Consider the following 18,657-nt stretch of genomic DNA (forward strand, 5'->3'; position numbering starts at 1 on the left):
GAGTTTATCGCAGTATTAAAACGGCGTCATATCCGCAAAAGGTAAACACCACTACCCCAAACTAGCTAAACTAGCTTTGATAGTTTCAATTTTGGCAAGCGCATCTGCCTCTTTTTTCTTTTCACCAGCTACAACCTGCTCTGGCGCATTGTTTACAAAACGCTCATTTGATAGTTTTTTCTGAACAGATTTCAGGAATCCTTCAATATAATTTAGCTCATCCGTTAATTTTTTAATTTCAGCTTCAATATCAACAGCTCCAGATATTGGAATAAAATATTCGTTAGATTTTACGCGATATGTAAGGGCGCCATCAACGGCACTATCTACATAATTAATAGCATTTAAATTACCCAATTTAGCAATCACAGCATCAAATATTTTCGTTACCTTTTCATTATTGATCACAGAAAAAGGGATGGCATCTTTAAATGCTATATTTTTTTGTTTTCTGATATTTCTAATACCAGATATAACTTCTGAAGCAAACTCAAATTCTGAAATTAGAGTGTTATTAATAGTTGTAGACTTAGGCCATTTTGCAATAATCAAAGCTTCTTCAGGAGTTCGTTTTGAAATAAATTGCCAAATCTCCTCTGTTAAAAAAGGCATAAATGGATGCAAAACTTTTAAATTATTCTCAAAAGCAGTTATGACTGCATTGTATGTTTTGGCGTCAATTGGCTGCTGATATGCAGGTTTGACAATCTCTAATAACCATGACGAAAAATCGTCCATAATCAGTTTATAGAGAGCCATTAGCGCATCACTTAATCTATATTTGCTGAAATGATCTTCAATTTCAGCCAATACTTTTTGAAATTTAGCTTCGTACCACTCTAAACCTATCTTTGCAGTTTCTGATTGGTCTAAACTACCGTCGATTTCCCATCCTTGAACAAGTCTAAAGGCATTCCATATTTTATTTCCGAAACCTTTACCTTGCTGACACAACGTTTCATCAAATAGTAAATCATTACCCGCAGCAGAACTTAATAGCAATCCTACGCGAACACCATCAGCACCATATTCCTCAATAAGTTTTAAAGCATCTGGAGAATTTCCTAAGGATTTACTCATCTTTCTACGTTGTTTATCTCGAACCAAACCAGTGAGATACACATTTTCAAAAGGTTTTTCATCCCTAAATTCGTAACCAGCGACAATCATTCTCGCTACCCAAAAGAATAAGATATCGGGACCAGTTACCAAGTCGTTAGTGGGATAATAATACTTTACCTCTTCGTTTTCAGGGTTGCGAATGCCATCAAATACTGATATTGGCCATAACCATGAGGAGAACCATGTATCTAAAGCGTCAGTGTCCCTGCGTAAGTCGTCAATCTTTAATTGAGGGTTCTCTGCTGCTTTTTTTGCTAGGTATAAAGCTTTTTCTATAGTTTCAGCAACCACAAAATCATCTTTTCCATCTCCATAGTAATAAGCCGGAATTTGTTGCCCCCACAATAATTGACGTGAAATATTCCAATCGCGAATATTCTCCATCCAATGGCGATAGGTATTTTCAAATTTCTTTGGAAATAGTTTTATGTCATCTTCATGTAAAACCGCCTTAATTGCTGGTTTTACCAAATCTTCCATTTTCAAAAACCATTGATCACTTAATCTTGGCTCAATAACAGCTTTAGTGCGCTCAGAAGTACCAACTTTATTAGCGTGAGTTTCAGTTTTGACTAGAACTCCTAAAGTTTCAAGTTCTTTGGCTACGGCTTTTCTAGCTGTAAATCTGTCTTGACCTTCAAATTGCAAGCCATAACTATTTAAAGAAGCATCTTCATGAAAAATATCGATAACTTCTAAATTGTGCTTATCACCCAAAACTTTATCGTTTTCATCATGCGCTGGGGTAACTTTAAGACAGCCCGTACCAAACTCTAAATCAACATATTCATCTTCAATTATGGGTACAACACGATTGCAAATAGGTACAATAGCCTTTTTACCTTTTAAATGGATAAAACGCTCATCGTTTGGATTAATACAGATGGCAGTATCCCCAAAGATGGTTTCAGGTCTGGTGGTGGCAATGGTTAAAACATTATCACTTCCCTCAACTTGATAGTTGATGTAATATAGATTTCCTTGGCGCTCTTCATGTATTACCTCTTCATCGGACAACGTGGTTTTCGCCTCAGGATCCCAATTTACCATGCGATAACCGCGATAAATCAAGCCCTTGTTGTATAAATCCACAAAAACTTTAATTACTGCCTCTGACATATCGTCATCCATTGTAAACTTTGTACGATCCCAATCACAGGAACACCCTAATTTCTTAAGCTGCTCCAAAATCACACCTCCATATTCATGTGTCCAATCCCAAGCGTGCTTTAGAAATTCTTCACGTGAAAGGTTATTTTTATCAATGCCTTGCTCCTTTAATTTCGCAACAACTTTAGCCTCTGTAGCAATTGAAGCATGGTCTGTTCCTGGCACCCAACATGCATTCTTTCCTTGCAATCTTGCACGACGAATTAATACATCTTGAATAGTATTATTCAACATGTGCCCCATGTGCAACACGCCAGTTACGTTAGGTGGCGGAATTACTATGGTATAAGGTTCTCTATCATCTGGGGTTGAATGAAAATAATTATGTTTCATCCAGTAATCATACCACTTACCTTCTACCTTTACAGCATCATATTTTGATGGAATTTGCATACTTTGGAACAGTTTTTGACTTTTGATGAGCAAAAGTACTTATATTTCTTTTTCTGTGAAAACAGACGACATGTTATTAAGAACAGCAATATGTTAAGTTTTAAGTAATTCGTCTATTATTTTTGCAGGTTGTGGAAAAAGTACCTATGTTTGAATTAAATAATAACCATTAAATACAAAAAAATGAAACATTTATTTACGCTTTTATTTGTAGGGTTAATTAGTTTTTCGCTTAACGCGCAAGAAAAAGTTGCTAAAATTGAGTTTAAAGAAACTACTATAGATTATGGCACGATTGAGAAAGGTGCCGATGGTGTAAGAATCTTTGAATTTACTAATACAGGCGATGCTCCTTTAATTATAGCTGATGTAAAATCGTCTTGTGGGTGTACTATCCCATCAAAACCGAAAGATCCTATAATGCCTGGTAAAACAGGAGAAATCAAGGTAAAATACGATACAAATCGTGTAAACCCGATAAGAAAAACAATTACTGTACTATCAAATGCAGAAACGCCAACAGTAGCTTTAAAAATTAAAGGCGTCGTGGTAGATCCTTCTAAAAATAACGTTTTAGAAAAGAAAAGTAAGAGTATGGTTGAGCAATAAGGCTTACCTTAAATTAAAATACATAAAACCTATGCTTTTAGTCTAGGTTTTTTTATTGAATGGATTTGCTAATCTAAAACTAAAAGTACGTTTAACGCCTTTTCTATCTATAACAAGTTTTATTGTCTTTCCTGTTTCTCCATGAAAAAACTGCGTGATTTGCTGTAACGAAAAGTTATGAGTTGATTTTCCATTTATATTAAGAATAATATCTCCCTTTTGCAATCCAGCTTCTTCAGCAGGAGACCTTTCTCTCAACTCCACAATAGCATAAGCAGGTTTAAGACTGATCTCAAAGCTATTTGAGGAAACATAGCTTGGAGCTACCGAATTATCAAAGCCTTTACCTTCTATTTCAACATCTTTACTTTCAGTTTTCACAAAACGATAACCACTGTATTCTACAACAATACCAGATTTATTATAGCTAAATCGTTTTTTAAAATTGCCATTCGGCTTTAACGTGATTTTTGCTCTTCCATAATCTATAATAAGGTTAAAACGTTTTAAGATATCTCCTAATACACTTCCGTTTCTATCTTGCATCATATTGTTAAAAACTATTGATTCAGCATTTGGAAATGCCACATTTACATGTTTCAAATTAAAACGTTTTAATGAAAACACATCTACCCTTGAGCGTTTGCCGTATACACTTCCATTAAGTCCGTGTCCTAAAAAATCGTCAAAATAATACTCATCAGGTGCAATTCCTTTCTCCTCTTCTTCAAAAAGCCATAAAGCATCGCTACCGCCTGTATCAATAAGTAATTTCACAGGTGTACTTTTTCCGTTGTTACGTAACATTCCATATACGTAAGGTTTATTATTATGAAATTCCAGATTAAAAATTTCACACGCTTTACAGTCCTTATATGTGAAAGTGTAAGGGTTGTGTAATTTCAAAAACTGCCTAGTATAATTTATTTCAACAATAAAATCTTTCAAAATATCAAAACCTATGATACCATGTATCGGAACTCCTAGTTTAGGTGTAAAATCTAAGGACTTATCATAAATGGCATATAAATCTTGGTCTACCTTAAGGGCGTCTCCAATTTTTAGAACATTATTTTTAGACTTCAAGGCCTGAATGGATGTGCCCTTGCCTAAACCCCTTAAAGAAATAGTTTCCGTATTGTTTATCTTCAAACTATCCGAAATATTGAGAATATTAAAAATTATAGGCTTACCAACACCAGTATCTAGCAAAAATGAAAGCTCTACACCATTTACCTCAACTGGAAACACGATAAGATTGTTAATTAGCTTGAAATTAATTTTCTCATTAGTCTTTTTACCATGCAACATAAATTGACCTTGTGCTGATACTCCGGTGAAAGAGAACAAGCCAAAACATACGATGTATAAAAATCTCGTCATTACCTAAAACTCACTAAATTTGAAAATCAAGTTACAAATCTTTATAAAGCACCAGTAATTTAGGGTCATTTTTTAAGATAATTTTTGCAACTTTGCCCTCTAACAGTTATTAGATGCCTTCAATATCTCAAAAAGGGCGGAATATGCCCGAATCTCCAATACGTAAGCTTGTCCCTTATGCTGAAAAAGCCGAAGCTAAAGGCAAGTCTATATACTACCTAAATATTGGCCAGCCAGATATAAAAACGCCAGAAGTTGCCCTAAACGCGGTTAAAGAAAATAACATTGAAGTTTTATCTTATTCTCGTTCAGAAGGTTCAGACACTTACAGAAAAAAAATTGCAGATTACTACGCTTATCATAATATAAGAGTTTCACATACCGATATTATTGTAACCACAGGTGCAAGTGAGGCTATTTCATTTATTTTTGGAAGTATTATGGATCCCGATGACGAAGTGATTATATGTGAGCCATTTTATGCAAATTATATTGCTTTTGCCACGGCTAATAGCATAAAAGTAAGACCCATAATTTCGAGAATTGAGGATAATTTTGCACTACCATCTATTACAGAATTTGAGAAATTGATTAGCTCTCGCACAAAGGCAATTATGATTTGCAACCCTGGAAATCCCACTGGATACTTATATTCTAAAGAAGAAATCAAACAATTAGCAGATATCGCAAAACGACACGATTTATTTTTAATATCTGATGAAGTTTACAGAGAATTCACGTATGACGGACATTCCCATTATTCAATTTTGGAACTAGAAGGACTTGATGAGCATACTATAATGATAGATTCTGTTTCTAAGCGCTACAGTATGTGTGGCGCAAGAATTGGGTGCTTAGTTACCAGAAATGAAACTATAAGGCATACTGTTTTAAAATTTGCCCAAGCTCGGTTAAGTCCGCCAACTTATGCTCAAATTGCTAGTGAAGCCGCCCTAAGCACACCTCAAAGCTACTTTGAAGATGTAAAAAAGGAATACATAGAGCGTAGAGACACCTTAGTTTCAGAATTACGAAATATCGAGGGTATTAAAATTGGAATTCCTAAAGGCGCTTTTTACTGCATCATAGAACTTCCTGTTAAAAATGCAGACCATTTTGCCCAGTGGCTTTTGGAATCTTTTAGTATTGACAATGAAACCGTTATGGTAGCTCCAGCAGACGGTTTTTATTCTACTAAGGGTATTGGCGCAAACCAAATTAGAATTGCTTACGTACTTAATAAGCAAGAGTTAATTAAGGCCGTTAACATTATAAAAGAAGCTCTTAAAGTGTACCCAGATTAATGAAAATACAGCAAAACATATCTCTTAAAAACTTCAATACTTTTGGTATCGATGTTGAAGCGAAACATTTTGCCTCGGTTAACAACACTTATCAATTATCTAAGCTTTTAGCTAATAAGAATTATCCCAACAAACTTATTTTAGGTGGCGGCAGTAATATGCTACTTACTCAAAATCAGGATAAATTGGTTATTCACATTAACATAAAAGGTATTTCTATTAAAAGGGAAGACGAAAATTTTGTTTTTGTAAAAGCCAATGCCGGCGAAAACTGGCACGATTTTGTGGTTTGGTGTTTAGATAATGACTTTGGTGGTTTGGAGAATCTATCGCTAATTCCGGGAAACGTCGGCACTGCACCTATACAAAATATTGGTGCTTATGGTGTAGAATTAAAAGATACTTTCATCTCTTGCAACGCCTTAGATATTGATACGCTAGAAGAAATCACTTTCACTAAAAACGAGTGTAATTTTGGTTATAGAAATTCTATTTTTAAAAATGAAGTAAAGGGTAAATACATCGTTACATCAGTTATTTTCCGTTTATCAAAAGTAAATCATAAACTTCATATGGATTATGGTGCTATTACATCAGAGTTGAAGGCTCAAAATGTTAAACAACCAACAATTCAAGCAATTTCAAAGGCTGTAATAGCGATAAGGGAAAGCAAACTACCAAACCCAAAGGAAATTGGAAACAGTGGTAGTTTCTTTAAAAACCCTATAATTTCAATAGAGAAATTTAAAAAATTACAAAATAGTTTTAATAATATACCTAGTTATCCCATTTCTGAAAGCGAAGTAAAAGTTCCTGCAGGTTGGCTTATTGAAACAGCGGGTTTTAAAGGCAAGCGTTTTGGAAATTACGGTGTACATAAAAATCAAGCATTAGTACTTGTAAACTATGGAGGTGCCGAGGGTTCTGATATTTTTAGTCTTGCAAAATTGATTCAAAAAACTGTATTGAGACTATTTGACATTTCAATTGAAGCTGAAGTAAATATCTTATAGTCTAAATAAATTTCTAACTTTGACGTTTATCTGTTTCTATCACGGAACAACCAATTAAACCAACTTACATTGATTTCAAACATAGAAAAAGAAATAGTTGACTTATTGAAAAATAGCGATAAAAGGGCTATTACCTTACTCTATGAAAATTATGCCGATGCACTTTATGGCGTTATCCGAAAGGTAATTATAGATGAGGATACCGCCCAAGATGTACTGCAAGAAACGTTTGTAAAAATCTGGCGCTATGCGAAAAAGTATGATGCATCCAAGGCAAAATTGTTTACTTGGCTTTACAGAATTGCATACAATACGGCCATTGATAAAACCCGGTCCTTAAAAAATAAAATCGAAAAGGAAGTCCAAATCGATAATTCTAGCGTATATAAAATTACAACGAACTCTTTGAACCAAGATGTTTTAGATATTAAAAAACATTTAGGCACCTTGGATGAGAAGTATCAAATAGTGATAAACGCGCTATTTTTTGAAGGTATGACACAACAGGAAGCGAGCGATGAGCTTGATATTCCGTTGGGTACTATAAAATCGAGATTAAAAATTGGATTGAGAGAATTGAAAAAAATCTACAATCCTTAATAAAACCTAGTCATGAATGAGAAAATAACTACCTTTTTAAATTCAGACCTTTTAGATAAATATCTAATGGGCACGACAACTGATGCTGAAACCGAACAGGTTGAAACCTACATTGCAAGATATCCTGAAGTAGAAAATGCATATAACACACTGCAGCATAATTTAGAGGTTGTTGCAAAAAGTAATGCTATTGAAGCTCCTAAGCGCATATTGAATGCCGTTTTAGAGGAACTTGATGATGCACCAGTTGTTTCTTTACCAAGAAAAGTAAAGTATAAAAAGTGGTATAAATTAAGTATTGCCGCTAGTGTTGCAGCGATTGCTTTTGCTGCTACTTCCTATTTATTCTATAATCAAAACCAAAAACTAACTGAAGAAAATCAGGTAGTTGTTGAGGAAATATTTGATTTAAGAGATGACATTGAAGAAAATAATAAAAGACTTGATGACATCATGGAACAGTTTAAGCGTTTAAATGATCCTGAGACTTATAAATATATAATTCAGGGTAATGAGCGCGCTAGAGATTTAAAAACTGTTGCCTATATCAACCCAAGAGAGAAAACATCAATGATTGATGTGGTATCCTTACCACAATTACCAGAAGAACAATGCTATCAAATTTGGGCAGATTTACAAGGTAAGATGGTTAGTTTGGGTATTTTAAGTGAAACGGATAGGCAACTTAAAAGAATTCCTTTTACCGAAGATGCCATAGCTTTAAATATTACGATTGAACCAAAAGGTGGAAACGCAATAGCATCTTTGGAAAACTCTGTAGCAGAAATAAGCCTACAGTAGCAAATTAATATAGCTTTAATTATTGAAAAAGCCTCTTTCCTATATATTGGAAGAGGCTTTTTACTTGCTATTAATAACTCTTATTAAGGGTTATTCTCTTTATTCCTTATCGAAAAATGCTTTATGTATAAATCCAGCCACTATAGCTCCTGCTATTGGTGCCAACCAGAATAACCATAACTGTGCTGTAAAATCCCCTCCTGCAAATAAGGCTTGACTTGTTGATCTTGCTGGGTTTACGGATGTATTTGAAATTGGAATACTTATTAGGTGAATAAGGGTTAATGCTAAACCTATAGCAATTCCTGCAAATCCTTTTGGTGCTTTTGGATAAGTACTTCCTAAAATGATTAAAAGGAAAAACATAGTTAGTACAAACTCTGCTACTAACACAGAAACCATACTATAGCCTCCAGGTGATAATTCTCCATAACCGTTAGCCGCAAAACCGCCAATATCAGTAAAATCAGATTTACCTGAAACGATGAGATACAAAGCTCCTGCTGCCGCTATAGCTCCAATAAGTTGTGCAATAATGTAACCTAAAAGGTGTTTCCCTTCAAATTTTCCACCAGCCCATAACCCTAAAGATACAGCGGGATTAAAATGTGCTCCAGATACATGTCCTACAGCATAAGCCATGGTTAAAACAGTTAAACCAAAGGCTAAAGAAACGCCTAAAAGACCAATACCAACTTCTGGAAAAGCAGCAGCGTAAATGGCACTACCACAACCTCCAAAAACCAGCCAAAAGGTTCCAAAAAATTCTGCTAATATTTTTTTCATAATATTTTAATAGTTTAATTGGTTAGTAATAAAAATCGTAATTTATTAATAATGAGACACCTAAAAAACACTTAAGTCACATCTCCTTAATTATGAACAAACAATTACCATAGTTTTTTGCTAAAAACTGTATCTTTGCACAAAATCATTTACATGAAACTTCTATTGATTACACTACTTTTGTTAGGTCTTGGTGTAGCTGGAATAGCCATTAAAATTTGGGCTAAAAAAGATGGAAAATTTGCTGGCACATGCGCTAGCCAAAACCCCATGTTGAATAAAGATGGAGAAGCTTGTGGTTTTTGTGGAAAAACTCCAGACCAATTTAGCGAATGTAATGAACCGCAACATTCGAAATAATTCATGATTATTCTGGACATTGCAATCTACACCCTCATTGTAGTTGTCTTAATTCAAGCTTTCTTTTACTTACACATTTTCGGGAAATTTGCATTTCACAATTCGAAAAAAGCAGCTAAAAACCCCACTACACCTGTTTCAGTTATCATTTGTGCCAAGAATGAAGCAGAAAACCTCAAAACGTTTTTGCCCTCAGTCATTCAACAGGACTATAAAAATTTTGAAATTGTTTTAATTAATGATGCTTCTCATGATGATACCCTAGAAGTCATGGAAAGCTTTTCCAAAACAAATCAACATATTAAAATAGTTAATGTAGAACCTGTAGAAACCTTTTGGGGCAATAAAAAATACCCTTTAACTCTTGGTATAAAAGCGGCAAAACACAATGTTTTACTGTTTACAGATGCCGATTGCAAACCAGTTTCAAAATATTGGATTAGGAATATGGTGTCAAACTTTAACTCCCAAACCTCCATAGTTTTGGGTTATGGTGGTTATTCAAAAGTTAAAAACTCGTTTTTAAATAAATTGATCAGATTTGAAACATTGCACACCGCCATCAGTTATCTGTCCTTAGCAAAATTAGGAATGCCATATATGGGGGTAGGCAGGAATTTGGCGTATACGAGGGCGCAGTTCTTCAAGGTAAATGGTTTTATGAAGCATATGCATATTCGCTCGGGTGACGACGACTTGTTTGTAAACGAAGCCGCTACAAATTCAAACACACGTATTTGTGTTTCTCCTGATAGTTTTACCACTTCGGTTCCTAAAACTTCATTTAAAAGTTGGTTCAAACAAAAGCGCAGGCATGTTTCAACCGCAAAACACTATAAACTAAACCACAAGATAACCTTAGCTTTCTTTTACATATCTGGCTTCTTATTTTGGGTCTTGGCCCTTTTATTATTAGTATTTTGGCATTTGCCCATTTATGTTATTCCATTAATCATGATAAGATTTACAATCACCTTCATTACATATGGATTTTCAGCAAAAAAACTCAATGAAAAAGATCTGATTCTGTTTTTACCCTTTCTAGAAATCTTTTTAATTATTTCCCAAATGGCTATCTTTATAAATAATATCATCTCAAAACCCAACCATTGGAAATAGAAGAAGCTATCTCTCGCGCTAAAAATAATGACCAAAAGGCCTTTAATTATTTATTGGATTTATATTGGGATGACGTATATGGCTTTCAGTTGAAACGTGTACAGAATGAAAATGACGCTGAAGATATCACCATACAAACATTCTCTAGAGCATTTGATAGAATTAAAACATTTGATGAGCAATACACCTTTAAAACATGGTTGATTACCATTTCAAAGAACATTCATATCGATTTAGTGCGAAAACAGAAAAAATCTATTAAACCTATTATTTCCAAAGATGATAATAGTGCATTTCAAGTTTTAGATGAATCGCCTACTATAGAAGACAAACTTATTACCGAGCAAAATCTAGCAAACCTACTTCGTGATATTAAAAAGCTGAAACCCCACTACCAGAAAATTATCAATTTAAGATACTTTCAAGAGTTAAGTTACAAGGAAATTTCTGCAGAATTGGACGAACCCATAAACAATGTAAAGGTAAAACTGCTGAGAGCTAAAAAATTACTTGCCGAAGTAATTACTAATAAAAATGATTAACAAACTAAAGAACCTTGGTCCTGGACTTTTGTTTGCAGGTGCTGCAATTGGTGTGTCTCATTTGGTACAGTCTACAAGAGCAGGTGCCGATTTTGGTTTGGGCTTAATTTGGGCATTAATCTTAGTAACACTTTTTAAGTATCCATTTTTTCAATATGGCCCTAGATATGCCGCTTCAACAGGAGAAAGCCTTTTAGATGGCTATAAAAAACTAGGAAAAGGCACTTTAATTGCCTATTACGTATTAACCTTGGGAACCATGTTTGTGGTACAAATGGCAGTTACTATAGTAACTGCCGGTATAGCATCCTCTTTATTTTACGAATTCGAACCATTTAAAATAGGAGAAATTGCAATCAATAGTGTGCAAATATGGTTTATTATAATTTTGGTAATTTGTTTGTCCTTATTGCTTTTAGGCAAGTACAAATTATTAGATAATCTTATTAAAGTCATCATCATTATACTATCCATTAGTACTGTTGCTGCAGTATTTATGGCATTGTTAAACAATGTATCAGCGCTTTCAATTGCTCAGGTTTTACCTGAAAACAATCTAGAAATTGCATTTTTAATAGCCTTTATGGGTTGGATGCCTGGACCATTGGATATATCTGTGTGGCATTCGCTCTGGACGCTGGAAAAAAAGAAAAATCAATCCAGCTTTTCCATCAAAGGTGCTCTTTTTGATTTTAACGTGGGCTATATTGGAACTATCATTTTGGGCATTGGCTTTGTGCTTTTAGGTGCTTTAGCGATGTTTAGCAGTGGCGAAACATTTAGTGGTTCTGCAGGGGTTTTTGCAGGCCAGCTTATTGACATGTACACCACAAGCCTTGGCAATTGGGCATACATTATTATTGGTATTGCGGCATTTACCACCATGTTTAGCACCACACTTACTACACTTGACGCTTCCCCACGCTCAATGGACAGAACTTCGGAGTTACTTATGGACAAAAGCTTTAAATATGGCTATTTATTCTGGATAATTTTACTGACTTTGGGTACCATCTACATCTTTTTGTTTTTGGCATCTGAAATGGGATTACTTATCAAGATAGCTACCATATTATCCTTTATTACCGCACCATTCTACGCTATTATTAATTATGTGCTTATCTCAGGAAAACACACACCTAAAGCATGGAGGCCTTCCACTAAACTACATGTTTTAAGTTGGTTTGGAATACTTTTCCTCATTGGTTTTAGTATTTGGTACCTTACTACTTTGTAGCAAACTATTTAATAGAATACTTCGTATCTTTGCAGTTCAATTTTTTATTGATGGAAAAGGAAACAATCTCTAACATATTACCAGAACGACAAGCCAAACCAAAATGGTTACGCGTTAAACTACCTACTGGAAAAAAATATACTGAATTAAGAGGTTTAGTAGATAAATATAACCTAAATACAATATGTACTTCAGGCAGCTGCCCAAATATGGGTGAATGTTGGGGAGAGGGTACAGCAACTTTTATGATTCTGGGTAATATTTGTACGCGCTCTTGTGGATTTTGCGGTGTAAAAACAGGAAGACCGGAAACGGTAGATTGGGACGAACCTGAAAAAGTAGCGCGCTCCATAAAAATAATGAAGATAAAACATGCTGTATTAACTAGCGTTGATAGAGATGATTTAAAAGACATGGGAAGTATTATGTGGGCTGAAACTGTAAATGCCGTAAGAAGAATGAATCCTGAAACCACATTAGAAACACTTATACCAGACTTCCAAGGTATAGAAAGACATATTGATCGTATTATTAATGTAGCTCCAGAAGTGGTATCTCATAACATTGAGACTGTAAGAAGGTTAACGCGCGAGGTACGCATTCAAGCAAAGTATGACAGAAGCATGGGTGTTTTAAAGTATCTAAAACAGCAGGGGCAACGACGTACAAAATCTGGTATTATGCTTGGTTTAGGTGAAACAAGGGAAGAAATTATCGCTACACTTCATGATTTAAGAGAGAATGATGTTGACGTTGTTACCATCGGTCAGTACCTACAACCAAGTAAAAAACACTTACCGGTAAAACGTTTTATCAACCCTGATGAGTTTGATGAGTATAAAGAAATAGGTCTTGATTTAGGTTTCAGACATGTGGAAAGTAGTGCTTTAGTGCGTTCATCATATAAAGCCCAAAAGCATATAAATTAAATAAATATGCAATTTATCGAGAAAAAAGTGTATTTTATCGAATAAATATTTATATTTGTCGACCTATTGAAACCAAAATGTCCCAAATAAAACAATACATATTTATTGTTTTGATGTTATTATCAATCTGTTTGTTCTCTCAAAACGTTATTGAGGAGGATCCAGAGATAATTCAAAATAATATCAACTATCGTATCGAGCAATCGGAGAAAGATATTGAGAACTTCAACTATTTTGAAGCTCAAAAAACACTTGATGAAGCTCTAGAATATGCTCAAAACTCAGATAATAAAAAAAGTATCGGATTAATTCAATCCATGAAAGGACGTCTTCATTTAATTATTGAAGAAGAAGACGTAGCAATAAAGGCACTTACCTCTGCTGTTGAAATGCAACGTATTATTGACGATAACGAAAACCTTGGTCGTTCATATAAAACATTTGGAGATGTTTACATGGCGAAAAAAAACATTTACCAAGCGTTGGATTCCTATCGAGCAGCAAAATCTAAATTTCAAGAAGAAAAACTAGATAAGGAACTCGCAGAGACATTATTGGCTGAAGGCAATGCCTACATTGAACTTAAAAATTACAGGAAAGCCAGAGAACTTAATGAGCAGGCTGTGGCTCTAGCCAGAAAAAAAGAACTAAATAGTATTTTAAGCAGTGCTTTAGTTAATCATGGGAAAATCCACAATATCCTAAATGAACACGAAAAAGCCTTAAATTTTGCTAAAGAAGGTTTAGATATAGCAAAGTCTCAAGGCCTAAAACCTATCCAAAACTCTGGTCTTTTGGTATTAAGTAATATTTATGAAAGTATAGACAATTTTGAACTTGCAACTTCATATTTAAAAGAGCATATCAAACTCTCTGACTCCTTAAGGGCTGTAAAACGGGCAAATTTGTCACCTGAAAAAAGAATTCAGTTTCTGATTAACGATCAAATTGAAAGTAACAAAAAACAGCAAGCAGAACTTAAAGAAGCAAATAGTAAAAATGATTTAGGTACTTTAATATCAATACTTAGTGTTGCCTTAATTACCATTCTGTCTTTACTCACGCTTTCGTTATATAAGAACAATAATATCAGGTTAAAGACTAATAACATGCTCCATAAAAAGAATAACGAGCTTATTATTGCAAAAGAAAAAGCAGAATTGGCCTCTAAAACTAAGGCTAATTTCTTGTCTACAGTAACCCATGAGCTGAGAACGCCACTATATGCCGTTACGGGCTTAAGTAATATGTTATTGGATGAAGATCCAAAACCAGAACAGATTCAGCATTTAAAGTCATTAAAATTCTCAGGAGACTACCTATTAACTTTTATAAACGATATACTTCAAATTAACAAAATTGAAGCAAATAAAGTAGAAATTGAGCCAGAACCTTTTAATCTTAAAAAGAAGATTAACAACATTATTTTAGCACTGAATAATTCCGCATTGGATAATAATATCACTATTCATTTTGAATATGATAAAGATTTACCGGAAAACTTTGTAGCCGACCAACTAAAGATTTCTCAGATACTAATTAACCTTATCGGTAACTCCATCAAATTCACCAAAGACGGGGATATTTGGATTAGAGTATACAAAATAGGGCAAGAAAAGGATATTTACAGCTTAAGATTTGAAGTAGAGGATAATGGTATCGGGATAACCAAAGAGAAACAAGACAACATGTTTGAAAGTTTCTCTCAGGGCTCAATTCAAATTAATAGAAAATATGGCGGTACTGGTTTAGGTTTATCCATTGTAAAAGGATTGATTGACATTCTAAAAGGAAAAATTTATCTGCAAAGTGAATTAGGAAAAGGTACTACATTCTTTTTCGAAATCCCTCTAGAATACAATGAAGCTAAGGAAAAAGCAGCCAAAAAAGAAGTTAAAAAGCTTGATAAAAGACCTAATATCGATTTAAGTTCGGTTAAAATTTTAGTGGTTGAAGACAATAAGATCAACCAAATGATAACTAAAAAGATTTTGACTAAGATGGAACTTGCCTGTGAGGTGGTGGATAATGGAGAGGCTGCTGTTGATATGATAAAGAGCAATAAATACGACATTATTTTAATGGATATTCATATGCCAGGGATAAGCGGTATTGAAGCCACAAAAATTGTTAGAACTTTTGATAAGGAATTAACCATTTTTGCCCTTACTGCGGTAACCATAGAAGATAAGATGCACGAGTTTGAAGAAGCAGGATTTACCGATATTATTCCAAAACCATTCAAGCAAGAAGAGTTTGAGAAAAAATTATTTAATGCATTGTCCGATAAGAAATCGGCTACTGCTTAAATGAGGTTACAAAGCGTCCTACCAAAGCATCAAATTTCTCGTTTTCGTCAATTTTAGCCTTTATTGGCAAGTAAAACAGTTTATTCTCAAGAGATTTATATTGCTTCAAACGCATAAAATCTTTTTCAGTAGTTAGAATCCTTGTTTTTGCTTCTAAATTAGAGACATCTTGTGGAGAAAAATCATGATGGTCTTTAAAATTCAAATGTTCAAAGCTTAAATTTTTAGATTTCAAAAAGTTCACAAGAGGTGTCGCATTTGCAATTCCTGTTACCAAAGTAAAACATCCTAATTCTGTTAGTTTTATTTTAGAAGTATTTGATAATATGTTTTCAGAATATGAAATTGAACTAAAAAACACATGCTGTCCATCTTTTGGGTTAATACACTTTAAAAATTCAGATTTGTCAGTATTTGTTAAACCCGAAGGACATTTAGTAACCACAATAATACCAGCACGATTTGCACCACTTCTGGGCTCTCTTAAATCTCCAGTAGGTAGAACAGTATCCTGAAAATAGGGGTTATCATAAGTTGTTAATAAAATATTTAATCCAGCTTTTACTTTTCTATGCTGAAAGGCATCATCAAGCAAAATAACTCCTAGCGGATTATCGCTTTTTAGTAGCTGCGAAATGCCTCTAACCCGATTACTATCCACCGCAACTTGAATTGCTCTACCAAATTTACAATGAAACTGAAAAGGTTCATCACCTAAATCCGCAGCACTAGAACTATTATTGGCCAATTGAAATCCTCGGGTTTTGCGCATATAGCCCCTACTCAATGTTGCAACACTATAATTATCCTTTAAAATTCTTATCAAATATTCAATCATTGGCGTTTTCCCTGTACCGCCAACACTTAAATTCCCAACGCAAATTACTGGCATATCAAAAGCCGTGGATCGCTTTATTCCAAAATCATATACCTTGTTACGCAACCAAGTAATCAGGAAATAAATTGGCACTATTGGAAATAATATTTTTCTGATGAGCTTCACAACACGAATGTAATTATTTTATCTTTGATACTAAATACAAACCTTATGATTGTACAAGACGTTATAAATCATTTAGAAAGTCTCGCACCGTTACCCTATGCTGAAGATTTTGATAATGTAGGGCTTTTAGTGGGCGATAAAACCGCAGAAGTAACCGGCGTTTTGGTAACGCTGGACACACTAGAAACCGTTGTTGATGAAGCTATAACGAAAAACTGCAACCTTATAGTGAGTTTTCACCCTATCATTTTTAAAGGTTTAAAAAAACTAACAGGCAAAAATTATGTGGAGCGTGTAGTGATAAAAGCAATTAAGCATAATATTGCTATTTACAGTATACACACGGCTTTGGACAATGCATATCACGGTGTAAATGCTATGATTTGTAATCAGATTGGACTGGAAAATAAAAAAATCTTGATACCACAAAATGGTACTATAAAAAAATTGACCACTTACGTTCCTAAACACGAAGCAAAGGCGTTAAGGAGCGCGTTGTTTAGCGTTGGCGCAGGCAGTATTGGTAATTATAATAATTGCAGTTTTAATGTAGAAGGTTATGGCACATTTAAAGGTAACGACAAGTCATCTCCCACAATTGGAGAAAAAGGAGAAGCACATACGGAGCATGAAACGAAAATAACGGTAACATTCCCAAAACATTTAGAAGCTAAAATACTGACGAAGCTATTTGAAACCCATTCGTATGAAGAAGTTGCCTATGAATTGATTACCGTTGAAAATAAAAACCAGCACATTGGTATGGGAATGATTGGTGAATTAACAACGCCCCTTTCAGAAAAAGACTTTTTAACTCACCTTAAAATCAAAATGAAGACGGGATGTATTCGTCACTCAGCCTTTCTTAATAAGAACATTAAAAAAGTAGCGGTTTTAGGAGGTTCGGGAAGCTTTGCTATTAACGCTGCAAAATCGGCAGGAGCTGATGCATTTGTTACGGCCGATTTAAAATATCATGACTTTTTCTCTTCTGAAAATTCCATTCTTTTGGCAGACATTGGGCATTACGAAAGTGAACAATTCACAAAAACGCTTTTAGTAGAGCATCTTACAAAAAAAATTACTAATTTTGCAATCATTTTATCAAACACAAATACCAATCCTGTTAAGTATTTTTAAAGTATGGCTAAAAAGAAAGAAGTTAGTGTAGAAGAGCGTTTAAGAGCCCTTTACGATTTACAACTTATAGATTCTCGAATTGACGAAATAAGAAATGTACGCGGAGAATTACCTTTAGAAGTAAGAGATTTAGAAGACGAAGTTGCTGGATTAAACACCAGACTTGAGAAATTAGTAAACGACCTAGCTGTAATTGATAACGATATTTCATCTAGAAAAAACTTAATTGAAGAGTCTAAGGCACTGATAAAAAAATATGGCGAACAGCAGAAAAATGTTAGAAACAATAGAGAGTTTAACTCCCTTTCTAAAGAAGTTGAATTTCAAGAGCTAGAAATTCAGTTGGCTGAAAAGCACATTAAAGAATTTAAAGTTCAAATTGAGCAAAAGAAAGAGGTTATTTCAGCTACCAAGGACCAACTGAAGGAGCGTGAAACACACCTAAAGCATAAAAAAGGAGAGTTAGATGCTATTTTAGCCGAAACCGAAAAAGAAGAGCAAGCTTTACTTAGTAAATCAGAAGAATACAAGAAACAAATCGAAGATCGTTTGGTTTCTGCTTATGACAGAATTCGTAAAAATGTAAAAAACGGATTAGCAGTGGTACCTATTGAAAGAGGAGCTTCAGGTGGTTCTTTCTTTACCATTCCGCCTCAGGTTCAGGTAGAAATTGCTTCTAGACAAAAAGTAATTACTGATGAGCACAGTGGCAGAATTCTTGTTGACGCTGTGTTAGCTGAAGAACAAAAAGCAAAAATGGAGAAATTGTTTGCTAAACTTTAGTAAACCTTTATCAAATAAATACATATTCATGAACGCCTTCAGGAAACTGAAGGC

At 34.3% G+C, this 18,657-nt stretch carries 17 protein-coding genes; 13 read left to right on the plus strand and 4 right to left on the minus strand.

What is annotated here, in order from left to right; translation table 11 throughout:
* Positions 1-51: 51 nt before the first annotated feature.
* Positions 52-2,685, minus strand: a complete 2,634-nt coding sequence (locus tag AC1B0Z_RS07670) for a valine--tRNA ligase (RefSeq protein WP_483795025.1) — start codon at positions 2,683-2,685, stop codon at positions 52-54.
* 183 nt (positions 2,686-2,868) lie between these two features.
* Between AC1B0Z_RS07670 and AC1B0Z_RS07675 the strand changes: the two genes are divergently transcribed.
* Positions 2,869-3,294 (plus strand): DUF1573 domain-containing protein, encoded by a 426-nt coding sequence (locus AC1B0Z_RS07675; RefSeq protein ID WP_483795027.1) that lies wholly within the window; start codon positions 2,869-2,871, stop codon positions 3,292-3,294.
* Positions 3,295-3,336: 42 nt separating this feature from the next.
* Here AC1B0Z_RS07675 and AC1B0Z_RS07680 read toward each other — a convergent pair whose 3' ends face one another.
* Entirely contained in the window at positions 3,337-4,677 is a 1,341-nt protein-coding gene (locus tag AC1B0Z_RS07680) for a PDZ domain-containing protein (RefSeq protein ID WP_483795028.1), read from the minus strand.
* A gap of 113 nt (positions 4,678-4,790) precedes the next feature.
* Between AC1B0Z_RS07680 and AC1B0Z_RS07685 the strand changes: the two genes are divergently transcribed.
* From AC1B0Z_RS07685 to AC1B0Z_RS07700, 4 genes are all read left to right on the plus strand, one after another.
* Positions 4,791-5,981, plus strand: a complete 1,191-nt coding sequence (locus tag AC1B0Z_RS07685; RefSeq protein WP_483795030.1) for a pyridoxal phosphate-dependent aminotransferase — start codon at positions 4,791-4,793, stop codon at positions 5,979-5,981.
* A complete protein-coding gene (gene murB, locus AC1B0Z_RS07690; RefSeq protein WP_483795031.1) occupies positions 5,981-6,994 on the plus strand; it encodes a UDP-N-acetylmuramate dehydrogenase in 1,014 nt (337 codons plus the stop codon). Before AC1B0Z_RS07685 ends, murB begins: the two co-directional genes overlap by 1 nt.
* A 69-nt stretch (positions 6,995-7,063) precedes the next feature.
* On the plus strand, positions 7,064-7,594 hold the full coding sequence (locus AC1B0Z_RS07695; RefSeq protein ID WP_483795032.1) for an RNA polymerase sigma factor: 531 nt from the start codon (positions 7,064-7,066) through the stop codon (positions 7,592-7,594).
* 12 nt (positions 7,595-7,606) lie between these two features.
* Entirely contained in the window at positions 7,607-8,395 is a 789-nt protein-coding gene (locus tag AC1B0Z_RS07700) for an anti-sigma factor domain-containing protein (protein ID WP_483795033.1), read from the plus strand.
* A gap of 99 nt (positions 8,396-8,494) precedes the next feature.
* Here AC1B0Z_RS07700 and aqpZ read toward each other — a convergent pair whose 3' ends face one another.
* Positions 8,495-9,181 (minus strand): aquaporin Z, encoded by a 687-nt coding sequence (gene aqpZ / locus AC1B0Z_RS07705; protein ID WP_483795034.1) that lies wholly within the window; start codon positions 9,179-9,181, stop codon positions 8,495-8,497.
* Between the two features lie 153 nt (positions 9,182-9,334).
* Here aqpZ and AC1B0Z_RS07710 point away from each other — a divergent pair, with 153 nt between their 5' ends.
* From AC1B0Z_RS07710 to AC1B0Z_RS07735, 6 genes are all read left to right on the plus strand, one after another.
* Complete coding sequence (locus AC1B0Z_RS07710; protein ID WP_130963166.1) at positions 9,335-9,541, plus strand: membrane or secreted protein; 207 nt, start codon at positions 9,335-9,337, stop codon at positions 9,539-9,541.
* Between the two features lie 3 nt (positions 9,542-9,544).
* Entirely contained in the window at positions 9,545-10,660 is a 1,116-nt protein-coding gene (locus tag AC1B0Z_RS07715; RefSeq protein WP_483795035.1) for a glycosyltransferase, read from the plus strand.
* Positions 10,651-11,202, plus strand: a complete 552-nt coding sequence (locus tag AC1B0Z_RS07720; RefSeq protein ID WP_483795036.1) for an RNA polymerase sigma factor — start codon at positions 10,651-10,653, stop codon at positions 11,200-11,202. The genes AC1B0Z_RS07715 and AC1B0Z_RS07720 overlap by 10 nt, the downstream gene beginning before the upstream one ends.
* Positions 11,195-12,439 carry an NRAMP family divalent metal transporter gene (locus AC1B0Z_RS07725; protein ID WP_483795037.1) on the plus strand — a complete coding sequence of 415 codons (1,245 nt, stop codon included), beginning with the start codon at positions 11,195-11,197 and terminating at the stop codon, positions 12,437-12,439. Before AC1B0Z_RS07720 ends, AC1B0Z_RS07725 begins: the two co-directional genes overlap by 8 nt.
* Before the next feature lie 50 nt (positions 12,440-12,489).
* Positions 12,490-13,368 (plus strand): lipoyl synthase, encoded by an 879-nt coding sequence (gene lipA, locus AC1B0Z_RS07730; protein WP_483795039.1) that lies wholly within the window; start codon positions 12,490-12,492, stop codon positions 13,366-13,368.
* Positions 13,369-13,445: 77 nt separating this feature from the next.
* Positions 13,446-15,677: an ATP-binding protein gene (locus AC1B0Z_RS07735; protein ID WP_483795041.1), complete on the plus strand. Its 2,232-nt coding sequence runs from the start codon at positions 13,446-13,448 to the stop codon at positions 15,675-15,677.
* Here AC1B0Z_RS07735 and lpxK read toward each other — a convergent pair.
* On the minus strand, positions 15,667-16,680 hold the full coding sequence (lpxK, locus tag AC1B0Z_RS07740; protein WP_483795042.1) for a tetraacyldisaccharide 4'-kinase: 1,014 nt from the start codon (positions 16,678-16,680) through the stop codon (positions 15,667-15,669). The two genes, AC1B0Z_RS07735 and lpxK, sit on opposite strands and share 11 nt — an antisense overlap.
* 45 nt (positions 16,681-16,725) lie before the next feature.
* On the opposite strand from lpxK, the gene AC1B0Z_RS07745 reads away from it, so the two are divergent.
* The gene (locus AC1B0Z_RS07745) at positions 16,726-17,820 is read left to right on the plus strand and encodes a Nif3-like dinuclear metal center hexameric protein (RefSeq protein ID WP_483795044.1); all 1,095 of its coding nucleotides are present in this window, start codon (positions 16,726-16,728) and stop codon (positions 17,818-17,820) included.
* 3 nt (positions 17,821-17,823) lie between these two features.
* A complete protein-coding gene (locus AC1B0Z_RS07750; protein ID WP_483795046.1) occupies positions 17,824-18,603 on the plus strand; it encodes a zinc ribbon domain-containing protein in 780 nt (259 codons plus the stop codon).
* The last annotated feature ends 54 nt before the right edge of the window (positions 18,604-18,657 follow it).

It is taken from the genome of Hyunsoonleella sp. J2K-J805 (assembly GCF_057167125.1).